This is a genomic window from Brenneria populi, assembly GCF_036016195.1.
Taxonomy (GTDB): Bacteria; Pseudomonadota; Gammaproteobacteria; order Enterobacterales; family Enterobacteriaceae; genus Brenneria; species Brenneria populi.
This window is the reverse complement of record NZ_JAYWTM010000017.1, coordinates 12,487-32,060: the sequence shown is the minus strand read 5'-3', so window position 1 is coordinate 32,060 and position 19,574 is coordinate 12,487. Positions and strand designations below refer to the sequence as shown.

The following is a 19,574-nucleotide window of genomic DNA, read 5'->3' as shown; positions in this document are numbered from 1 at the left end:
TGTATTGCGTAACATATCAGGGTGTGGCTGCTAGCTTCTATCCATCGATCTTCGAGCAGGGATTTTATTTATGACAACGATTCTCAAACATCTTCCGGTCGGTCAGCGTATTGGTATTGCGTTTTCCGGTGGTCTGGATACCAGCGCCGCGCTGCTTTGGATGCGCCAAAAAGGCGCGGTCCCCTATGCTTATACCGCGAATCTGGGTCAGCCGGATGAGGATGATTACGATGAGATCCCTCGCCGCGCGATGGAATACGGCGCTGAAAACGCCCGCTTGATCGACTGCCGTAAACAGCTGGTTGCGGAAGGCATCGCGGCGATTCAGTGCGGCGCTTTCCATAACACCACCGCCGGCGTCACCTACTTTAATACTACCCCGCTGGGGCGCGCGGTAACCGGCACCATGCTGGTCGCCGCCATGAAAGAGGACGGCGTTAACATCTGGGGCGACGGCAGCACCTATAAAGGCAACGATATCGAGCGTTTCTATCGTTACGGTCTGCTGACCAACGCCGAGCTGCAGATCTACAAACCCTGGCTGGATACCGACTTTATCGATGAGCTGGGCGGCCGTCAGGAGATGTCCGAATTTATGGCGCAGGCCGGTTTTGATTACAAAATGTCGGCCGAAAAAGCCTATTCCACCGACTCCAATATGCTGGGCGCGACGCACGAAGCCAAAGATCTGGAGTTCCTGAATTCCAGCGTCAAAATCGTTAACCCGATCATGGGCGTTAAATTCTGGGATGAAAACGTTAAAATCGCGGCGGAAGAGGTCACGGTGCGTTTTGATCGCGGCCATCCGGTGGCGCTGAACGGCAAAACTTTCGCCGATGACGTCGAACTGATGATGGAGGCCAACCGCATCGGCGGGCGTCACGGTCTGGGCATGAGCGATCAAATTGAAAACCGGATTATCGAAGCGAAGAGCCGCGGCATTTACGAAGCGCCGGGAATGGCGTTGCTGCATATCGCCTATGAGCGTCTGCTGACCGGTATTCACAACGAAGATACCATCGAACAGTACCACGCCAATGGCCGCCAGCTGGGCCGCTTCCTCTATCAGGGCCGCTGGTTCGATTCTCAGGCGCTGATGCTGCGCGACTCTTCCCAGCGTTGGATCGCCAGCGCCATCACTGGCGAAGTTACGCTGGAACTGCGCCGCGGCAACGACTACTCGATTATGAATACCGTTTCCGACAATCTGACCTACAAGCCGGAACGTCTGACGATGGAAAAAGGCGACTCCGTCTTCTCGCCGGACGATCGCATCGGTCAGTTGACCATGCGTAACCTGGATATCACCGATACCCGGGAAAAATTGTTCAATTATGCGAACACCGGGCTGCTCTCTTCTTCCAAGGCCGGCGTACCGCAGGTTGAGCAGCTGCAGGACAAAAGCAAAAAATAGTCCACGGTGGCTCGACGACTAACCGATGTGCAGGCCCGGCGGCGTTCTTCGTTGCCGGGTTTTTTTATGAAAAGCGTTAAGCTCCGGGAAGGGCGCGGCCGGCAGATGGCGCCGCCCGCGTCCGCCAAAGCACGCCGGCGCGCATCATCGCGGATTGTTCGATTGAGCCGGCGTTATTCATCCGGTTTGTCGCAAATCATGAAAAATATGACGCAACGCTCTATTTTATAGTGGTCTTCAGGGCGGGGTGAAATTCCCCACCGGCGGTAATCAGACCATGGTGCTGAAAGCCCGCGAGCGCTTCGGATTCATTTCTGAAGGTCAGCAGATCTGGTGGAATTCCAGAGCCGACGGTGATAGTCCGGATGAAAGAAGAGCGACCGAAACGTATTCGGCCGGCAGACTATGCCCTGAAACGCTGACAATTATGTTTATTTGAGGAGCGTTTCATATGAGTAAGCCGCAAAATATTTATGATGACCCCGTTTTTTTTGAGCAATATAAATCTCTTCGTAGAAACGATACCGGTCTCAACGGCGATCTGGAAGTTCCCGCGCTGCGCGCGTTATTGCCCGATCTTCACGGCGCCTGCGTATTGGACCTGGGCAGCGGTTTCGGCGATTTTTCCCGCTATGCGCGCCAGCTCGGCGCCAAACGCGTTACCGGCGTTGAGGTTTCGCGGAAAATGTTAGCGGAAGCGCAAAGATTGACCCATGACGACCATATTAATTATATCAATGCGGCCATAGAGGCGTTTAACTTTGACAACGATCGCTACCATCTTGTCGCGTCATCGCTGGCGCTTCACTATATAAATGATTTTAGCCAGCTCTGCCGCCGCGTATTCTCCAGTCTAAAAAAAGGCGGTTATTTTATTTTCAGCGTCGAACATCCTCTATGCACCGCCTGGCCCGTCGGTTGGCTAGGGGCGGATGAGAATTTATTTTGGCCCGTGCGCGATTATTATGACGAATCATTAAGGCATACGAAGTGGTTCGTCGATGACGTGGTTAAATACCATCGCACTACGCAAACATACCTTTCTGATTTAATTGATTGCGGGTTTAACATATGCGCGTTTAAAGAGCCGCAACCGCTGCCCGAAGCGGTAAAAAAACGGCCGGAACTGGCCGTGCATAATATGAGGCCGCCGTTTTTAATGATTAGCGCCAGAAAATAGCCGTCGCTGTCTATACGCCATCCCGAATTGCTTAGGATGGCGTTTTTATTTTTCTATAAATCGGGTCACGCCTCTTTATTGTCCGTTTTTTGTCTTTTAAAGCATTCGCTTATCGCCGCAAGGGTCGCCTGAACGCGGCCCGCGGACCAGACGTCCGGATTGACCACCAGCCAGATGTCGGCGCGTCTGATCTTTTCCCTGTCGGCGGCGCCGTTGACGCTGCTGATGGCGCTATCGGCGCTGGTTCATCTACTGCTGGCGCTGGTGATTGCCTTTGCGCTGAGTATTCATGATTGAGCGCTCTAGCGGGGGCGTCGGCTCGTGAATCGCACCATGCAGCGGCGGCCGCCGCGCCGCCATTAAGCGCGATCCAGTTCAAATAATTGATTAAAAATCTCCAACGCGAAGTGATGTGTATACCGTTTGACAGCTATGGCCAATGGCCATTGTTAGATTGCGGTTATCGGCCCGTATCACTTTACTATTGGGATGAATAATGAAGATTACTAAAATTACGACATTTATCATGCACGTACCGGTAACCAAAAATATTATTGGCGACTCCACACATAAAATTACCCACTGGGGTATGCCGGGCGTGATGATTGAAACCGCATGCGGCCTGGTGGGATATGGATATACCGGAACGCACGCCGACATAACGACCGATAGGCTGATCGCCACCATCATCAGCGACGTATTCGGTCCGATGCTGATTGGCGAGGATGCTGATGAGGTCCGCCATTTGCATCGTAAACTGCTACGCAGTTCGACCAATATTTGGGTCGGCCGGGGCGGATTAATGCAAATGGCGCTTTCCGCTATCGATATCGCCTTATGGGATGTAAAAGCCAAACGGGCGGAGCAGCCGCTGTGGCGGCTGTTCGGCGGTTCAAAAGACGCGCGGGTGTCGGCGTATAACACCGACTGCGGCTGGCTGGTGCGGGATACGCCGGAACTGGTGGATGACTGCAAGAAAATGATTTTCGAAGAGGGCTTTAACGCCATCAAAATGAAGATCGGCAAGCCGAACCCGCGCGAAGATTTAAAACGCATCGAGGCGGTAAGAGCGGCCGTCGGCGATGACGTCAATCTGATGGTAGACGCCAACGGCAAATGGGATATCAGTACCGCCAAACAGTATGGCGCGCGTTTGGCCGACTTCGACATCACCTGGTTTGAAGAGCCGATGTGGCACGATGACGTCGCCAGCCACCGCCAGCTTGCCGAACACATTGATACGCCGATTGCGCTGGGGGAATTATTGTACCATCAGGATGCCTTCAAAGAGTTTGTGCTGGCCGGCGCGGTCGACTATCTGCAGCCCGACGCCACGCGCTGCGGCGGCCTGACCGCGGTCTGGGAAATCGCCGATCTGGGGATGGCCTTCAACCTACCGGTGACGCCGCATCATGGGGATATGATGCAGGCGCAACTGCATCTGGTCATGGCGCACCCCGCCTGTTCGCTGCTGGAGTTCATTCCGTGGACGCTGGACTGCTTCGTCGACCCGGTTGAGGTTAAAGACGGCGAGTATAGCGTGCCGACCGCGCCCGGCGCGGGCACCACGCTGCGTCGGGATGCGCTGGAGCGCTTTAGCGTCAAATAAAACAACAGAAAAGATCGGACTGCTGACAAACCTATCGTCCTTTATCGCCGCTCACCGGACTTTGTCAGCAAGCTCAAGATCAATACGCTTTCATTTCTTATGACGACTGACCCGGGCAGATTATCGCCCGGGCGGGTCAGGGTCATACTTAATATTCGTGAGGTAAGTCATGTCCACCCCTACCGATGTTGATTTATCGCAGGCCATTAGCAAATCCATACGCCGCATTATTCCAATGGTGACATTGATGTTTATTCTGGCGTATCTCGACCGTTCTAATATCGGCTTCGCCAAACAGGAGTTTCAGTTAGATACCGGGCTTAGCGACGCGGCCTACGCTTTCGGCGCCGGTATCTTTTTTATCGGCTATGCGCTGTTCGAAGTGCCCAGCAACATTTTACTGTACCGGGTCGGCGCGCGCGTCTGGCTGGCAAGGATTATGATCACCTGGGGGCTGGTTTCCGCCGCCATGATGTTCGCCCATACCGAAGGGGTTTTCATCTTCCTGCGTTTTCTGCTCGGCGTTAGCGAGGCCGGCTTTTTCCCTGGCGTTATTCTTTACCTGACCTTCTGGTTTCCGCAGCATATCCGCGCCAGAGTCACCGGTTATTTCCTGTTCGGCGCGCCGCTGGCTTTTATCATCGGCGGGCCGCTGTCCGGTTCGCTGCTCTCTCTTGAAGGGACATCGCTGGCTTTCGGTTTACGCGGCTGGCAGCTGATGTTTGTCGTCGAAGGGCTGCTGGCTTCGTTTGTCGGCGTCTGGGTTCTGTTCTATCTGGACGATCGCCCGGTGGACGCCGACTGGCTGACGAAACGGGAAAAAGAGGCGTTGAGGCGCACCCTGGATCAGGAAGAGCAGGTTAAATTGTCGCACGGGCCGAAAGGCGTGTGGCAGGCGCTGCTGGATATCCGCGTGCTCTATCTGTGCCTGATCTGGTTTACCGTTCAAATTTGCGGCTACGGCATCTATTTCTTCCTGCCGACGCAAATCGCCACGCTGCTGGGGAGTAAGGTGGGGCTGCTGGTGGGATTCGTCACGGCGATTCCCCCGCTCTGCGCCGCCATCGCGGTTTACTGCGTACCGCGTATCTCCGAAAAATTGCAGGAGCGCCGCATCGTCGCTGCGCTGACCTTTATGCTGGGTTCGCTGGGCATTGCGGTGTCGGGGCTGGCGGACAGCGTTCCCATTGTGGCTATCGCCGCGCTGTGCGTCGCCGCGGCCGGTCATCTGGCGATGCAGCCGCTCTACTGGACATTCCCGTCCTCTTATCTCGGCGGCGCGGCGGCGGCTTCCGGCATCGCGCTAATCAACTCCATGGGCAATCTCGGCGGATTCGTGGCGCCCAACCTGCGCGTCTGGGCCGAACAGACCTTTGAGTCGGCCAGAGCGGGGCTCTATTTCTTGGCGCTGGTCACTTTCCTGGGCAGTTTGATGATTCTGACGCTACGGCGCTGCGGCATCGATAAGAACATCCACGATGAGCGGCCCGCGCCGGTCAGCGCGGCGCAGACGGGAGAGGCGCAATGCATAAAATAATCTTAATTCACCCCGACGACTCGGTGATGATCGCCCTTACCGCGCTGGCTAAAGGGGAAACGGTGACCGACGGTAAGGCTCGCGTGGTTGTGGCTCAGGATGTGGATAAAGGGGCGAAAATCGCGCGTAACGCCATGCCGGCGGGGGCGCAGGTGATTAAATACGGCGCGCCGATCGGCTATCTGACCCAAAGCGTGGGCGCGGGGGAGTGGATTCATACCCATAATCTTAAAACCGGCCTGAAAGCGCGGCAGGAGTACCGCTATACGCCCTCTTTCCCGGCGGTGACCACGCCCTGCCGGCCGCGGGAAATCAATGTTTATCCGCGCGCCAATGGCGATATCGGCATTCGTAATGAGCTGTGGATCCTGCCGACGGTGGGGTGCGTGAACGCCATCGCGCAGACCATCGCGCAACGTTTTCGCGCGCAGCATGCGCTGGACGATATTGACGGGGTGCAGGTTTTCACCCATCCCTATGGGTGTTCCCAACTGGGAGACGACCATGAGAATACCCGGCGAATTCTGGCCGATATGGTGGCGCATCCGAATGCGGGCGGCGTGTTGGTTATCGGCCTGGGGTGTGAAAACAACCAGATTCAGGCGTTTCAGGCGCTGGTCGGGGAGGTCGATCCCCGCCGGGTGCGTTTTATGGTGGCGCAGCAGGAGCGGGACGAACTGGCGGTCGGCTTAGGCCACCTTAATGACATTTATCAGGCTATGCGTCAGGATCGCCGCCGGCCCACGCCCATCGGCCGGCTGCGGGTCGGCCTTGAGTGCGGCGGCTCGGATGGATTATCGGGGATTACCGCCAACCCGATGCTGGGGCGCTTCTCCGATTATCTGATCCTAAACGGCGGCAGCAGCGTGCTGACGGAAGTGCCGGAGATGTTCGGCGCCGAACATCTGCTGTTCTCGCGCTGCGAGAACGAGACGGTCTTTCGTCAGGCGGTAACCATGATCAATGATTTCAAACGTTACTTCGTTGAACACCATCAGCCGGTGTATGAGAATCCCTCGCCCGGCAATAAAAAAGGCGGTATCTCGACCCTGGAGGATAAATCGCTGGGATGTACCCAGAAGGCGGGGGCGTCAAAGGTGGTCGACGTGCTTGAGTATGGTCAACGCCTGACGCGGGCGGGGCTTTCGCTGCTCAGCGCGCCGGGCAACGACGCGGTCGCCACCTCGGCGCTGGGCGCCGCCGGCTGCCATATGGTGCTGTTTTCCACCGGCCGGGGGACGCCGTACGGCGGCTTCGTGCCAACGGTAAAAATCGCGACGAACTCGGAGCTGGCCGCCTGGAAGCCGCACTGGATCGATTTCAACGCGGGCGCATTGCTGGAGGGCGAGGATGCTGATACGTTGCTGGAGGCGTTTGTTACGCTGGTTGCGCAAATAGCCGGCGGAAAACCCACCTGCAATGAGATCAATCAGTTCCGGGAACTGGCCATATTTAAAACGGGCGTTACGCTGTAAAAGAGGCCGAAAATCGCGATAACATGCTGTTCGATGAGGTGGAAATGGCTAAGTTTTGTGACAACGGGGAAGATTTTCCGCAGACGCCGGATGGGGCCGGCGCTTTGCCTGACGAGGATATTTTACCCGTATTGTTAAGCAACAACTGGTTCAGGGCGCTGCCCGACTATCTTATCGAACAGATTATCGCCCGGGCCGCCCTGCGGCATTACGACAAAGGCGAAATCGTGCACTATCGCGGCGATGCCTCGCGCGGGCTGTACGCGGTAATCAGCGGCGCGGTGAAAGTCAGCTCCATTTCGTCGGACGGCAAGGAGTGTATTTTCCGCTATTTATCCCCCGGCAACTGGTTTGGCGAAATCGGCATGATCGATAAGTCGGTGCGTACCCATGACGCCAGAGCGATCGGCAAAACGCTGCTGCTTACGCTGGCGCCCAAGGACGTGGAGTACCTGCTGAAAACCTACCCGATTTTTTATCAGTTTCTCGCCATACTGTTATGCAAGGTGATTCGTAATGCCTTCACCATGCTGCACGACAGCACCTTGCTGTCGGTGTCCGCCCGTTTGGCCAAGCGGCTGATTAGCCTTGCGGAAGGGTACGGCGAGCCTCATGAGAAGGGGATATTGATCAACCTGCATATCACGCAGGACGATCTGGCTACGATTATCAACACCACCCGACAGACCATTAACAAACGGCTGGTCGCCTGGGAAAAACTGGGCTGGATTGACGCTAAATATGGAAAAATTCTGATCGTCAACGCCGCGGCATTGAAACAGCTGTATGAAGATGGGGATGAGTAAGGCGCGAAATCAGCGCGTCCGCCATGTTCGCCCGCAGTGCCCGTTGCGCCATCGCCGAGGCGCGACGGGCGCCCGGCGGTTATTCCGGCGGCGCTGGTTTTTAGCCGTTGCTCTGACGTTTTAGCACGATCGAGCAGGTATACCGGTCGGCGGGATGGATCGACACCGTGGTTTCAAACGTTTCGCCGTTGCGATCGATATAGCGCCGCACAATTTTCAAGGCGGGCGAACCGCTTTCGACGCCAAGCGTTCTGGCTATTCTGGCGGGAATGCTGACGGCGGAGATGGTCTGCCTGACTTCCTCACTCTGCACGCCATAGTGCTCTTCGATTAAGTCGCTGATTAACGCGAAGGGATCGCTGCGCACTAACTGGCGTATTTTGGTGTATCGCGGACTCGCATAGCTGTCGGTCCAGCATATCGGTCGATCTTTTTTCTCGCTGTCTTCGCGGATACTGGCGATATGCAGCCAGCGCGCTCCGGGGGCGCCGCCGATAACCCGGGAAAGCTCATAATCCGCGACGATCTCATCGATCTTTTTCACTACCCGCAGATTGTTTTTCGCCAGGAAAAAGAGATCTTCAAGATACGCCAGCGGATGGTTAAGCCCTTTATTTGCCGTTCTGTCGGCCACCAGGGTGCCTATGCCCTTACGCCGCAGAATCAACCCCTGCTCGGTCAGGTCGCGCAGGGCTTCGCGCACCGTATGGCGGCTAACCTGATACTGCTCGCATAACTCCAGTTCGGACGGCAGAAGAGATCCTACCGGAAACTGACCGGATGCGATGTTTTGAACCAGCTCACGCGAAATACGTTTATACAAAGACTCTTTCATAGGTAACGGCTCAATAAATATTAATGATCCCCATCACAAAGGGATACAAAAAAACTTCCCCACAAATGTCCGTACATTTAGTCTTGTCTGTACAAATTAAATGTACGGACATTTGATGTTGTTCGGTCATTTAACCGGACGCGTGTCTCATCATCATACGGCATTCAATAGGTTGTTGCCGCGTTCTGGCGTAAGGCATGCCGCATTTTATCACTCTTCATGATTTATCAAGGATTCTTTTATGGCCTCGAATGTACTTGATTCTGTTTTGTTTCGTGATTCTTTCGGCACGCCGGAAATGCGCGCTATTTTTGACGACCACGAACTGATCCGTAAATACGTGGAAGTGGAGATCGCGCTGGCGAAAGCGCAGGCCCGCTGCGGCGTTATTCCTGAAGCGGCCGCGCAAGAAATCGCCGCCAAATGCGACGCCGACAAACTGGATTTCGATCTGCTGCGTCACGAAACGGAAATCGTCGGTTATCCCATTCTGCCGCTGGTGCATCAAATCTCTAAGCAGGCGGGTGAATCCGGCGGTTATGTCCATTGGGGGGCGACCACTCAGGACATTATGGATACCGCCGTGGTGCTGCAGATACGCGACGCTTTTGAACTGATCAATGCGGATATTAAAACGCTGCGCGGTACGCTTGCCGGTCTGGCGAAGCGTTACCGGAACACCCCGATGGCGGGACGTACCCATTTGCAACAGGCATTGCCGGTGACGTTCGGCTACAAGGCGGCGATCTGGCTTGATATTTTTGACCGCCATGAAGAGCGCCTTCAGCAAGCCCGCCCGCGCATTCTGGTCGGCGAGTTCGCCGGCGCGGCCGGCACGCTGGCCTCGTTGGGCGATAAAGGGCTGGAAGTGCAAAAAGCCATGATGGAAGAGCTTGGCCTGGGCGTGCCGGTGTCAACCTGGCACGTGGCGCGCGACGGATTTGCCGAAGCGGTCAATTTATTGGCGCTGATTACCGGCTCCCTGGGCAAGATTGCTTATGACGTGATGCTGATGGCCTCCAACGAGTTCGGCGAACTTTACGAGCCTTTCGTCAAAGGGCGCGGCGCCAGCAGCACCATGCCGCAGAAACGGAATCCTATCTCCAGCGAACTGATGCTGGCCTGCGCCAAAGGCGTGCGTCAGCAGGCGGGTCTAATGCTGGATGCCATGGTGCAGGACCTGGAGCGCGCGACCGGACCGTGGCATGCGGAGTGGATCGCCATCCCTGAAAGTTTCGTTCTGACGGCCGGCGCGCTGCATCAGGCCAAGTTCATGTTGAGCGGACTGATCGTGGATGAGGAAGCCATGGTCAGAAACCTCGATATGACCAAAGGGTTAATTGTCGCTGAAGCCGTGATGATGGGGTTGGCGCCGTATATCGGCCGCCAGGATGCGCACGATATCGTTTACGACGCCTGCCGCATAGTCAATGAGAAGGGCGGCCGCCTTGCCGATGTTTTAAATGCGATGCCCGGCGTTTCCAGTCGTCTTGACGCTGAATTAATTGAACGGCTGACGAACCCTGTCAATTACCTCGGCATGGCGCCCGCCATGGTCGATCGGGTATTAAAAAGTTCGGCTAGTCGGAATTAATCCACGGTAATTGAATTACCTAACGATTGAGGAAATGATGATGTCATCCGGATCGTCTATAGGGAAAAAGATCGCTGCTGTGATTATTCCTATCGCCATCGGCGGAATAATCTGGCTATGTCCTATCCCCGGAGGTCTTACGCCTCAGGCATGGCACATGTTCGCTATTTTTGCCGCGACCATCGCGGCAATACTGACGCAGCCATTGCCTTCCGGCGCGGTTATGTTAATTGCGCTTTGCGTGACGATTTTTACCAATACGTTAACGGAAGCGAAAGCATTATCCGGTTTTTCCAGCGGAACCGTGTGGTTGATATTTTGCGCCTATATTCTTTCTCTCGGTTTTGTGGCGTCCGGTCTGGGAAATCGAATCGCGTATAAAATGTTATCGTTGTTTGGCGGCAGCAGTCTGGGTATTGCCTATTCGTTGGGCGTCTCCGATTTGATCATGGCGCCGGCGATGCCTTCGGTAACGGCGCGATCCGGCGGGATTATTTTTCCGATCGCCCGTTCGATTAATGGCGTCCTGGGCTCCGCGCCGGGCGAAAGCGGGAAAAGAATTGGCGATTTTCTAACGATGGTCTGCTTTCAGTTTACGCCCATCACCGGCGCTATTTTTCTTACCGGGATGGCGGCAAACCCGCTGGTCGCCAGTCTGGCGAAAAACTCGCTGGGTGTGGAAATCACCTGGGGCGGTTGGTTTATCGCGGCCCTGGTTCCCGCCATGGCGTGCTTTTGTCTGATGCCGCTGCTGGTGTATAAAATTCTCAATCCGGAACTAAAACGCACCCCCGAAGCGAAAGCTATGGGACGCCGTTCGCTGGAAGCGCTGGGGCCCATGACGCGGGTGGAGAAAAAGGTCGCGTTTGGTTTTATTCTTGCGCTGATCGGATGGGGAACCAGCCTCATCACCGGGTTATCCGCCACATCGGTTGGACTTGGACTGGCGGCCTATCTGTTTGCCGTGCGCGCCGTCGACTGGAAAGCGTTGCTGAGCGATCACGCGGCCTGGGATACCGTCATCTGGTTCAGCGTGATTATCAGCCTGGCCGGCGGGCTTTCCGAACTGGGCTTCATTAAATGGATGGCCGCGATATTAGGCAGCTCGATTCATGGTTTCGGCGCGATACAGACGTTCGTGTTGCTGGGGATTCTGTATATTTATGTGCATTACCTCTTCGCTACCGCTTCCGGGCATGTCGCCGCGCTGTATGTTCCCTTTGCCGCTACGGTAATCGCCGCGGGCGCGCCACCCATGATGGTCGCTATTTGCTTCGGTATTTTCAGCAACCTGATGTGGAGCACCACGGAATACGGCGGCGGGCCGGGGCCGATCTATTTTGCCCAGGGATATTTCGAACGCGCGCGTTTCTATAAAATCAACTTCTTCATTGTCACCTGCAACGTCTTTCTGATCTTCGTCGTCGGTTTGGCGTGGTGGAAGCTGCTCGGTTATTACTAAGCTGAAAGAAGGCCGTACCCCTGATTGAAATTAGGGCCGAATGCGGGTCACTTAAGGAGCCGGTTTTTAGGGGAAACGCCTCACCCCGGTGGTCTCCCCATGTATCTTGATGCGTAAACGGCCGGCATTAGGATATGGCCTCTTCATGGGTTTGGCGCGGACATGGGTCTGAATGATATCTGCGCGGTACGGGAATTCGCGTTCCTGATAAGCCGCCAGCCATATTGTTCACTCATGTCCGCCCGCCTTTTTCCCCGGCGCGTTAAGCCCGGGAGAGCGGCGTTATGCGCGCGCCAGGTTGGCGACGTGCACGCCGGGTCTTCTGCCGCCGTTCCATTTGCCGCCGATGGCGCGTTCAATCTGCGCGGCAAGCTGCAACAGCAGGCCGTCGTCGCCCTGACGCGTTTGCGCCTGAATGCCGAACGGCAACCCATTCTCCTGCGCCGCCAGAGGCAGGGAGATCGCCGGAATGCCGCAAAGGTTGGATAGCGGCGTATAGGCGAAGTTTTCCCATAGGTCGGCGAACCAGTCCGTCACCGACGGGTTATCGCTCAGCGTCAGATATTTCATGGTGCCGATTTTCGGCGTGGGCAGCGCGGTGATGGGCGTGAGGATAATATCCCAGGATTCGAAGAAAGCGCCGAAGGCGCGCGAGGTGTTGTTGAATACGGTTTGCATCGCCGCCCGCTCGCTGAAAGAGAGATCTTTCCCGGCTTCCCAGATTCGGATATTGATGGGCTCAATCCTATCCGCCGGCGGCGCGTCCAGCCCCAAATTTTTCAGTATGCCGGAGATCGTCTGGGCGAAATTGCTGATATAGCAGGTGGTCTGCGCCGCGAAGGCGGCGCGAAAATCCACCTGCGGCGTCACCCACTCCACGCGGTGGCCCAGATCGGCGAGAAAACGGCCGGCTTTCTCCAGTTCGGCGACAAAATGCGGCGTCGCCCGGTAATCGCCCCACTCATGGGAGAGCGCGATGCGCAGCGGAGCGGGATCGCGCGCAATCAGCTCGCCGTAGCTTTCCGCCGCGCTCCAGTAGGGCATAAACTCCCCCGGCGCGCCGCCGCGGCAGTGGTCGACAAAGGCGGCGGTGTCGCGCACCGTGCGGGTATGACACCCCTGAATCGACACCAGGCCGCTGAGGTCGGAGGCGTAAGGAGCGATGGAAAACACCCCGCGCGAGGGTTTCAGGCCGATGTTGCCGTTGAATCCGGCCGGAATACGGATCGAGCCGCCGCCGTCGGTGGCATGGGACATCGGCACGATGCCGGCGGCGACCGAAGCCGCGGTGCCGGCGGAGGAACCGCAGGTGGTGTAATCGGTATTCCAGGGGTTCCTGGTGATATAGAGCGCCGGATTTTCCGCCGAGCTGCATACGCCGAATTCCGGCGTGGTGGTGCGGCCGATAAGATTCAGCCCGGCCTGGCGCATTTTACCGACCAGAAAGCTGTCGCTCGGCGAGCGATTGCCCTGCATCAGCAGCGATCCCATCTCCTGCAAACGGCCTTTCAGGGTCGGTCCCAGATCTTTCATCAGAAAAGGCACGCCGGCGAAAGCGCCCTGCGGGTTCATGCCGTCTTTCAGCGGATCGGCGACCGCATCGTCGAAGACTTCAACCACCGCGCTTAACGCGGGATTAAGCAGAGCGATGGCCCGCGCCGCCTGCGCGGCCAGTTCCGCGGCGCTCACCTCGCCTTTACGTATCAACTCCGCCAGACCTACGGCGTCATAGGCCGACCATTCATCCCAGTCCATCACTCGTGATTTCATATACCACTCCCGGTTGCAATATTAAGGACATTGTCCGCTGCCCGAAAAATAAGCGAATTATCAGACTGTTGATAAAGCCTATTATTACTCGCCCCGCTAACGGGGCTCGTCCCTTGGGCCGCCGCAAGCGGCGTTCAAAAACGCACGCGTTTTTGTAGGGGAAATACGGGGGAGGCTCCCGTAGGGACGCCTCACCCCCGTGGTCGCCCCGGGTATTTCGGCTTAGCAGACAGGTTTGTCAGCAAAGGCATTATCTCGTCGTCGCCAAACGCGGCGCGGCGGCCAGCAGGCGGCGCGTGTAGTCATGTTCGGGTTGGCTGAACAGCTGAGAGGTGACGCCCTGTTCAACCACCTGGCCCTGATGCATAACGATGACGCGGTCGCAAAGCTGGGCGGCGACGCGCAGATCGTGGGTGATAAACAGCAATCCCAACCCCAAGTCCCGCTGTAGCTCGCGCAGCAGATCGAGAATTTGCGCCTGCACCGACACGTCCAGGGCGGAGACGGCTTCATCCGCCACCAGCACCTGGGGATCGCAGGCGATGGCTCGGGCGATGGCCAGCCGCTGCCGCTGTCCGCCGGAAAACTGATGCGGATAGCGCTCAAGCGATGCGCGCGGCAGATTGATGCGCTCCATCAACGCTTCGGCGGTGCGGCGCGCCTGCTGCCGGCTCTGGCCGAAATTCATCGCGCCTTCCATGATCGAAGATCCGATGGTGCGGCGCGGATTCAGCGATCGGTTGGGATCCTGAAACACTACCTGAACGCGGGAGCGCAGCGCCCGCACCTGGGATTCGGGCAGATGCTGCACTTCCCGGTCGCCCCATAGGATCTTGCCCGAGCTGGGTTCGATCATGCGGATCATGCAGCGGGCAAAGGTGGATTTTCCCGACCCCGATTCCCCCACCACGCCGACGGTTTCGCCGCGGTGCACCGCGACGCTGGCCTGTCGCAAGGCGTCAAAGCGCCTGGCGCGGCCCAGCCAGTCGCGGCTAACGTAGGTTTTGCTGACGGCCTGGCCCTGCAGCAGCGGCGGGAGCCGGCTGCCGGGAGGGTGTCGCGGCGGCGGCGGCGTAATATCGGGCACCGCCGCCAGCAGCGAGCGGGTATAGTCGGTCGTGGGGCGCCGCAGCACCTGTTCACAGCTTCCCTGTTCAACCATCTCGCCGCGGTACATCACCATAATGTGGTCGGCGATTTCCGCAACCACGCCCATGTCATGGGTAATGAAAAGCACCGCGCTGCCTTGTTCCGCCTGAAGTTCGCGGATCAGCCCGAGGATTTCCGCCTGCGTGGTGACGTCCAGCGCGGTGGTGGGTTCGTCGCAGATCAGCAGCCGCGGCTTAAGAACGATCGCCATCGCGATAACGATGCGCTGGCGCTGGCCGCCCGAGAGCTGATGGGGATAGCTTTTATAAATGCGCGCCGGGTCGGGCAGGCGAACCCGCGCAAACATCGCCAATATTCTGGCTTTGCGTTCGGCGGCGGACCAGTCGGTATGGGCGCGCAGCAGTTCGTCAACCTGTTCTCCGCAGCTATGAACCGGGTTCAGCGCGGTCATCGGCTCCTGAAAAACCATTCCCATACGGGTGGCGCGCATCCGGCGCAGCCGGCGGCCGTCGGCGTAGAGGCCGGAATCCAGCAGCGTATCGCCCGCCAGCCGGATGGTGCCGCTGTTGATGCGCAGCTCTTTGGCCGTCAGTCCCATAATGGCGGTGGCCAGCACCGATTTTCCCGAGCCCGACTCGCCGACCACGCACAGGGTTTGTCCCGCCGCGATCTCCAGGTCGAGGTGTTGAATGGCGTACGGGCGGTCGGCGTCCGCCGGCAGGGCGACCTGCAGGCCGGAGATTTGCAACACCGGCGCACGTTTCTCTGGTTTATTCATCGCACTCCCCCTACAGCCGTTTTGAGAATTTGGGATCGAGGACATCGCGCAGGCCGTCGCCGAGCAGGTTGATGGCCAGTACCGAGGGAACCAGGAATAGCGCGGGGAACAGCACGTCCCCCGGGCTTTGCGAGAACATCACGCGGCCTTCGGCCATAATGTTCCCCCAGGTGGGAATGTCGGAGGGCAGGCCCAGGCCGAGAAAGCTGAGAATGGCCTCGGTCAGCACCGCCGACGCCGCCACAAAGGTTCCCTGAACAATCAGGGGCGCCATGGCGTTGGGTAAAATATCGCGCCACAGGATCATCAGGTTGCTGGTCGCCAGCGCGCGCGCCGCCTCGACGAACGCCTCCTGGCGCAGGCTTAGCACCAGCGAGCGCACCAGCCGCGTAACCCGGGGCACTTCAGGCACCGCGATGGCGATGATGACGGTGGTCAGATTGCCGCCGAACATCGCCACCAGCGTAATGGCCACTAGCACCGAGGGAATCGCCATCAGCCCGTCCATAATGCGCATCAGCAGCATATCCAGCGCCGGGAAATAGCCCGCCAACATGCCCAGCAGGCAGCCGGCCAGAATGGCGGCCAGCGCGGTCAGCAGGCCGACGGACAGAGAAACTCGCGTGCCGTAAAGTACGCGGCTCCAGATATCGCGTCCCAGGCTGTCGCTGCCCATCCAGAACGTATGCGCGATTTGCGTGCCGTCCAGCAGAGTAACCTGTCCGCTGACGCCTGCGCCGACGGAGATAAAATTCATGTCCATCACGCTGGGGTCGAACGTGCCGAGCCAGGGCGCGCCGATCCCCATCATGGCCAGCGCCAGCAACGTCAGCGCGCCGATTTTTACCGAGGTATTACGCCAGAGTCGTTTCGCTGTATTCATTATTCATCCCGAATGCGTGGGTCCAACAACAGATAGCTCAGATCTATCAGGAAATTCAGCAGGATATAGGTTACGGCGAAGAACAGAACCACGCCCTGCAATACCGGGAAGTCGCGGTTGAGCACGGCGTCCACCGTAAGCTGTCCCAGGCCGGGAATGGCGAAAACCGTTTCCGTCACCACCACGCCGCCCAGCAGCAGGGCGGCGCTGACGCCGATCACCGTCGCCACCGGCACCGCGGCGACTCTGAGCGCGTGATGCCTGAGCACCTGTAGCTCGGTGATGCCTTTGGCGCGCGCGGTGCGGATAAAGTCCTCGGTCAACGCTTCGCTGACCGCGGCGCGCGTTACCCTGGCGAGCAGCGCCACATAGGTCACCGACAGCGTAAGGCAGGGGAGAATCAGGTTGTTCAACCACGGGAGGAAGCCCTTGGACAGCGGGTTATAGCCCTGCACCGGCAGCCATTGCAGCTTGAGCGCCAGCGCATAGATCAGCAGATAGCCGATCACGAACACCGGTATGGAGAAGCCGACCACGGAACAGGACATCACGCAGCGATCCAGCCAGCCCCCCATGCGCCACGCCGCCAGCGCCCCCAGCGGCAGCGCGATCAGCACGGTGAACAGCAGCGTGCCGAACGTCAGCGACAGGGTGGGCTCCATCCGCTGCATCAGCAGCGAAGTCACCGGCTGATTCATGAAAAAGGAGTAGCCGAAATCGCCATGCAGCACGCCCTGCGCCCAGATGGCGAACTGCTTCCACAGCGGCAGGGTCAGACCCAGCTGCTCGCGGATGCGGTCAATATCCTCGCTGGTGGCGCTATTGCCGCCGATGACCGCGGCGGGGTCGCCGGGAATCAGCCGGACGATCATAAAGATGGCGATCGCCACCACCAGTAAGACGGGTAGCGTCGCCAGCAGGCGTTTGCCGGTAAATGTCAACATACTCGTTCCTCGCTGCGGCCGTCGGGGTCACTGTTTACGAATATTCCAGTACACCTGCGCCCCGGAAGAGACCAGGCCGGTCACGTTGGCCCGAACGGCCGCCCGCAGCTCGTATTGGCCCAGCGGCACATGGGTGACGGTTTCAAAGGCGCGCAGCTGAATTTGCGCGGCGAGCTTTTTCTTCTCCCCGGCGTCCATGGCGCGGGCGAAGCGCGCCTTCATGGCTTCCAGCTCCGGGTCGTCCTGCCAGCCGAACCAGCCTTTTTCTCCGCGCGCGTTCATCATCGCCATGGTTAGCGGGTTGAGCACATCCTCCGCCGCCCAGGCGGTCATAAACGCATTCCAGCCGCCGGCCGAAGGCGCGTCTTTTTTGGCGCGCCGGGCCACCAGGGTCTGCCAGTCCATATTCTGCAAATCGACTTTGAAGCCGGCCTGTTCAAGCTGCTGTTTGGCGACCAGCGGCAGCTTGGCGATGGTCGGGGAGTCGGTGGGGCGCATCAACACGATGGGTTGACCCCGGTAGCCGGCCTCTTGCAGCAGCGCCTTGGCTTTTTGCGGATTGGCGACGCCGGTAAATTCGCCGGTTTCGTCCGAGGCGAAGGCGGTGCCGCAGGGATACATGCTTTTGCAGAATTTTTGCAGTTCCGGCACGCCGATCTGCACGCGCAGCATCTGCTGTTCGCCCAGGGCCAACATGGCGGCGCGGCGAATACGCACATCGTTGAACGGCGGCTGCAGGAAATTAAAGCGGATGATTTGCAGCATCCCTATCGGCTGCGCCTTGACCAAATTGATATTGGGGGTTTTGCCCAGCGAAGGGATCTGCTCAAACGCCGGCTGTTCCAGAATATCGGCCTCGCCGTTGACCAAGGCGTTATATTGCGTCTGCGGATCGCGGATGATGAGCCACTCTACGCGGTCGATGTAGACTTTTTTCCCGCCGGCGGTGCCGGAAGGCGGCTCATCGCGCGGTACGTAGTAGGGGTTTTTAACGTAGACCACCCGCTCGCCGGATTTAAACTCGTCGGCCTTGAACATATAGGGGCCGGAGCCGACGGTGCTGCGGATCTGCACATCGCCGGATGTTTGGGCGGCCGCCTTCGGCATAATAAACGGTACGTTGGAGGAGGGCTTGCCCAGCGCCTCCAGCATCATGCCGAAGGGCTCTTTCAGAGTGATGGTAAAGGTTTTCGCATCCACCGCCTGATAGCGATCGATAAACGCCGCCAGCGCGCCGCCGAAGCTGTCGCGCGTAGACCAGCGCTGCAGGGAGGGGATTACGTCATCGCTGGTTACCGGCGTGCCGTCGCTGAATTTCAGCCCGTCGCGCAGCACGAATGTCCAGGTCAGGCTATCGTCCGATACTTTCCAGCTATCGACCATCTGCGGCTTGATGTTGCCGTCGATATCGGTGCCGAACAGGGTGTCGTAAATCATGTAGCCATGATTACGGGTCACGTTGGCGGTGGTCCATATGGGGTCGAGCGATACCAGGTTGCTGCTGGGGATGATTTTCAATACGTCGGCGGGCGTTGCGGCGAAAGACGATAGGCTGAAAAACGTCGCCAGCAGGCCGCACATTATTCGACGAGAGATTATTCTGGCAGAGATTTTATCGATAAATGCATTTTTAACCGTCATGAGTTTCATAAGTATCCCCGATGTTATCTATACCCTTCATACTTCAAGCTGCATGTGCGTCGGCTTTATTGCCCGCCCCATTCATGGGGGTTACTCCCGCGGGGTCGGCGCAAGCGCTGCGTAAAAACGCTTGGGTATTTTCGTTCCGCGACTTGAAATCTATTGGGTATAGCTGGCTATGGCATTAAGTGGAATTGAAAGTAAAAAGCATTATTGAAATATCACGGCATTAATAAAATAACAGTCCTCTTTCGCTATTAAAAACACTACAAAAGTATGCCTCATGAAGCTATCACAACATCAGCGACTCAGTGTCGATAAAAAGTAGACGCCGATTTATCTTCGCCAAACAAGGTATGAATTTATTATCTATATTTATCAAATGGTTATTATTTTTATCCGCAATCCTGTGCAGGAAAAAGGTAGCCAATAAGGCGGTTCGTCGGGGTCGTGCCGCATAGTAGTGCAGCCTGACAAGAAATACTATTATTGCTTATGCAGATTATTTTTATAGTAAATCGATGTTTTTAATTAAT

The 19,574-nt window shown here is 57.5% G+C and carries 15 protein-coding genes and 1 riboswitch; of the genes, 9 read left to right on the top strand and 6 right to left on the bottom strand.

Going from position 1 to position 19,574, the window contains the following annotated elements:
- Positions 1-70 precede the first annotated feature (70 nt).
- The 7 genes from argG (at position 71) to VSX58_RS15835 (ending at position 8,021) form a co-directional block, all read left to right on the top strand.
- Positions 71-1,414, top strand: a complete 1,344-nt coding sequence (gene argG / locus VSX58_RS15865) for an argininosuccinate synthase (protein WP_327615080.1) — start codon at positions 71-73, stop codon at positions 1,412-1,414.
- 229 nt (positions 1,415-1,643) lie between these two features.
- Positions 1,644-1,795: riboswitch (FMN riboswitch) on the top strand.
- Between the two features lie 70 nt (positions 1,796-1,865).
- Positions 1,866-2,594, top strand: a complete 729-nt coding sequence (locus VSX58_RS15860; protein ID WP_327618937.1) for a class I SAM-dependent methyltransferase — start codon at positions 1,866-1,868, stop codon at positions 2,592-2,594.
- A 159-nt stretch (positions 2,595-2,753) separates the two neighbouring features.
- On the top strand, positions 2,754-2,891 hold the full coding sequence (locus tag VSX58_RS15855) for a hypothetical protein (protein ID WP_327618936.1): 138 nt from the start codon (positions 2,754-2,756) through the stop codon (positions 2,889-2,891).
- A 199-nt stretch (positions 2,892-3,090) separates the two neighbouring features.
- Positions 3,091-4,203 (top strand): mandelate racemase/muconate lactonizing enzyme family protein, encoded by a 1,113-nt coding sequence (locus tag VSX58_RS15850; RefSeq protein WP_327618934.1) that lies wholly within the window; start codon positions 3,091-3,093, stop codon positions 4,201-4,203.
- 169 nt (positions 4,204-4,372) lie between these two features.
- Positions 4,373-5,740, top strand: coding sequence for an MFS transporter (locus VSX58_RS15845; protein WP_327618933.1), 1,368 nt, complete (start codon positions 4,373-4,375; stop codon positions 5,738-5,740).
- A complete protein-coding gene (locus VSX58_RS15840) occupies positions 5,728-7,215 on the top strand; it encodes a UxaA family hydrolase (protein WP_327618932.1) in 1,488 nt (495 codons plus the stop codon). The genes VSX58_RS15845 and VSX58_RS15840 overlap by 13 nt, the downstream gene beginning before the upstream one ends.
- A 44-nt stretch (positions 7,216-7,259) precedes the next feature.
- A complete protein-coding gene (locus tag VSX58_RS15835; RefSeq protein WP_327618931.1) occupies positions 7,260-8,021 on the top strand; it encodes a Crp/Fnr family transcriptional regulator in 762 nt (253 codons plus the stop codon).
- A gap of 100 nt (positions 8,022-8,121) precedes the next feature.
- Here the strand turns inward: VSX58_RS15835 and VSX58_RS15830 are convergent, their stop codons facing one another.
- The gene (locus VSX58_RS15830) at positions 8,122-8,856 is read right to left on the bottom strand and encodes a GntR family transcriptional regulator (RefSeq protein ID WP_327618930.1); all 735 of its coding nucleotides are present in this window, start codon (positions 8,854-8,856) and stop codon (positions 8,122-8,124) included.
- A 241-nt stretch (positions 8,857-9,097) separates the two neighbouring features.
- On the opposite strand from VSX58_RS15830, the gene VSX58_RS15825 reads away from it, so the two are divergent.
- Together VSX58_RS15825 and VSX58_RS15820 are read left to right on the top strand one after the other, a co-directional pair.
- Positions 9,098-10,450: a class-II fumarase/aspartase family protein gene (locus VSX58_RS15825; RefSeq protein ID WP_327618929.1), complete on the top strand. Its 1,353-nt coding sequence runs from the start codon at positions 9,098-9,100 to the stop codon at positions 10,448-10,450.
- A gap of 40 nt (positions 10,451-10,490) precedes the next feature.
- The gene (locus VSX58_RS15820) at positions 10,491-11,912 is read left to right on the top strand and encodes a DASS family sodium-coupled anion symporter (RefSeq protein WP_327619037.1); all 1,422 of its coding nucleotides are present in this window, start codon (positions 10,491-10,493) and stop codon (positions 11,910-11,912) included.
- Positions 11,913-12,194: 282 nt separating this feature from the next.
- On the opposite strand, the gene VSX58_RS15815 is transcribed toward VSX58_RS15820, so the two are convergent.
- The 5 genes from VSX58_RS15815 to VSX58_RS15795 form a co-directional block, all read right to left on the bottom strand.
- On the bottom strand, positions 12,195-13,682 hold the full coding sequence (locus VSX58_RS15815; protein WP_327618928.1) for an amidase: 1,488 nt from the start codon (positions 13,680-13,682) through the stop codon (positions 12,195-12,197).
- A gap of 250 nt (positions 13,683-13,932) precedes the next feature.
- Positions 13,933-15,570: an ABC transporter ATP-binding protein gene (locus VSX58_RS15810; protein WP_327618927.1), complete on the bottom strand. Its 1,638-nt coding sequence runs from the start codon at positions 15,568-15,570 to the stop codon at positions 13,933-13,935.
- A 10-nt stretch (positions 15,571-15,580) separates the two neighbouring features.
- Positions 15,581-16,453 carry an ABC transporter permease gene (locus VSX58_RS15805; RefSeq protein WP_327618926.1) on the bottom strand — a complete coding sequence of 291 codons (873 nt, stop codon included), beginning with the start codon at positions 16,451-16,453 and terminating at the stop codon, positions 15,581-15,583.
- Positions 16,453-17,397, bottom strand: a complete 945-nt coding sequence (locus tag VSX58_RS15800; protein ID WP_327618925.1) for an ABC transporter permease — start codon at positions 17,395-17,397, stop codon at positions 16,453-16,455. Before VSX58_RS15800 ends, VSX58_RS15805 begins: the two co-directional genes overlap by 1 nt.
- Before the next feature lie 27 nt (positions 17,398-17,424).
- Entirely contained in the window at positions 17,425-19,047 is a 1,623-nt protein-coding gene (locus tag VSX58_RS15795) for an ABC transporter substrate-binding protein (protein WP_327618924.1), read from the bottom strand.
- Between the last annotated feature and the right edge of the window lie 527 nt (positions 19,048-19,574).

Excerpts from the sequence above, each read along its gene's own strand:
- argG (WP_327615080.1), top strand. The coding sequence starts at position 71 with ATGACAACGATTCTCAAACATCTTCCGGTCGGTCAGCGTATTGGTATT.
- VSX58_RS15860 (WP_327618937.1), top strand. The coding sequence starts at position 1,866 with ATGAGTAAGCCGCAAAATATTTATGATGACCCCGTTTTTTTTGAGCAA.
- VSX58_RS15850 (WP_327618934.1), top strand. The coding sequence starts at position 3,091 with ATGAAGATTACTAAAATTACGACATTTATCATGCACGTACCGGTAACC.
- VSX58_RS15845 (WP_327618933.1), top strand. The coding sequence starts at position 4,373 with ATGTCCACCCCTACCGATGTTGATTTATCGCAGGCCATTAGCAAATCC.
- VSX58_RS15840 (WP_327618932.1), top strand. The coding sequence starts at position 5,728 with ATGCATAAAATAATCTTAATTCACCCCGACGACTCGGTGATGATCGCC.
- VSX58_RS15835 (WP_327618931.1), top strand. The coding sequence starts at position 7,260 with ATGGCTAAGTTTTGTGACAACGGGGAAGATTTTCCGCAGACGCCGGAT.
- VSX58_RS15830 (WP_327618930.1), bottom strand. The coding sequence starts at position 8,856 with ATGAAAGAGTCTTTGTATAAACGTATTTCGCGTGAGCTGGTTCAAAAC.
- VSX58_RS15825 (WP_327618929.1), top strand. The coding sequence starts at position 9,098 with ATGGCCTCGAATGTACTTGATTCTGTTTTGTTTCGTGATTCTTTCGGC.
- VSX58_RS15820 (WP_327619037.1), top strand. The coding sequence starts at position 10,491 with ATGTCATCCGGATCGTCTATAGGGAAAAAGATCGCTGCTGTGATTATT.
- VSX58_RS15815 (WP_327618928.1), bottom strand. The coding sequence starts at position 13,682 with ATGAAATCACGAGTGATGGACTGGGATGAATGGTCGGCCTATGACGCC.
- VSX58_RS15810 (WP_327618927.1), bottom strand. The coding sequence starts at position 15,570 with ATGAATAAACCAGAGAAACGTGCGCCGGTGTTGCAAATCTCCGGCCTG.
- VSX58_RS15805 (WP_327618926.1), bottom strand. The coding sequence starts at position 16,453 with ATGAATACAGCGAAACGACTCTGGCGTAATACCTCGGTAAAAATCGGC.
- VSX58_RS15800 (WP_327618925.1), bottom strand. The coding sequence starts at position 17,397 with ATGTTGACATTTACCGGCAAACGCCTGCTGGCGACGCTACCCGTCTTA.
- VSX58_RS15795 (WP_327618924.1), bottom strand. The coding sequence starts at position 19,047 with ATGAAACTCATGACGGTTAAAAATGCATTTATCGATAAAATCTCTGCC.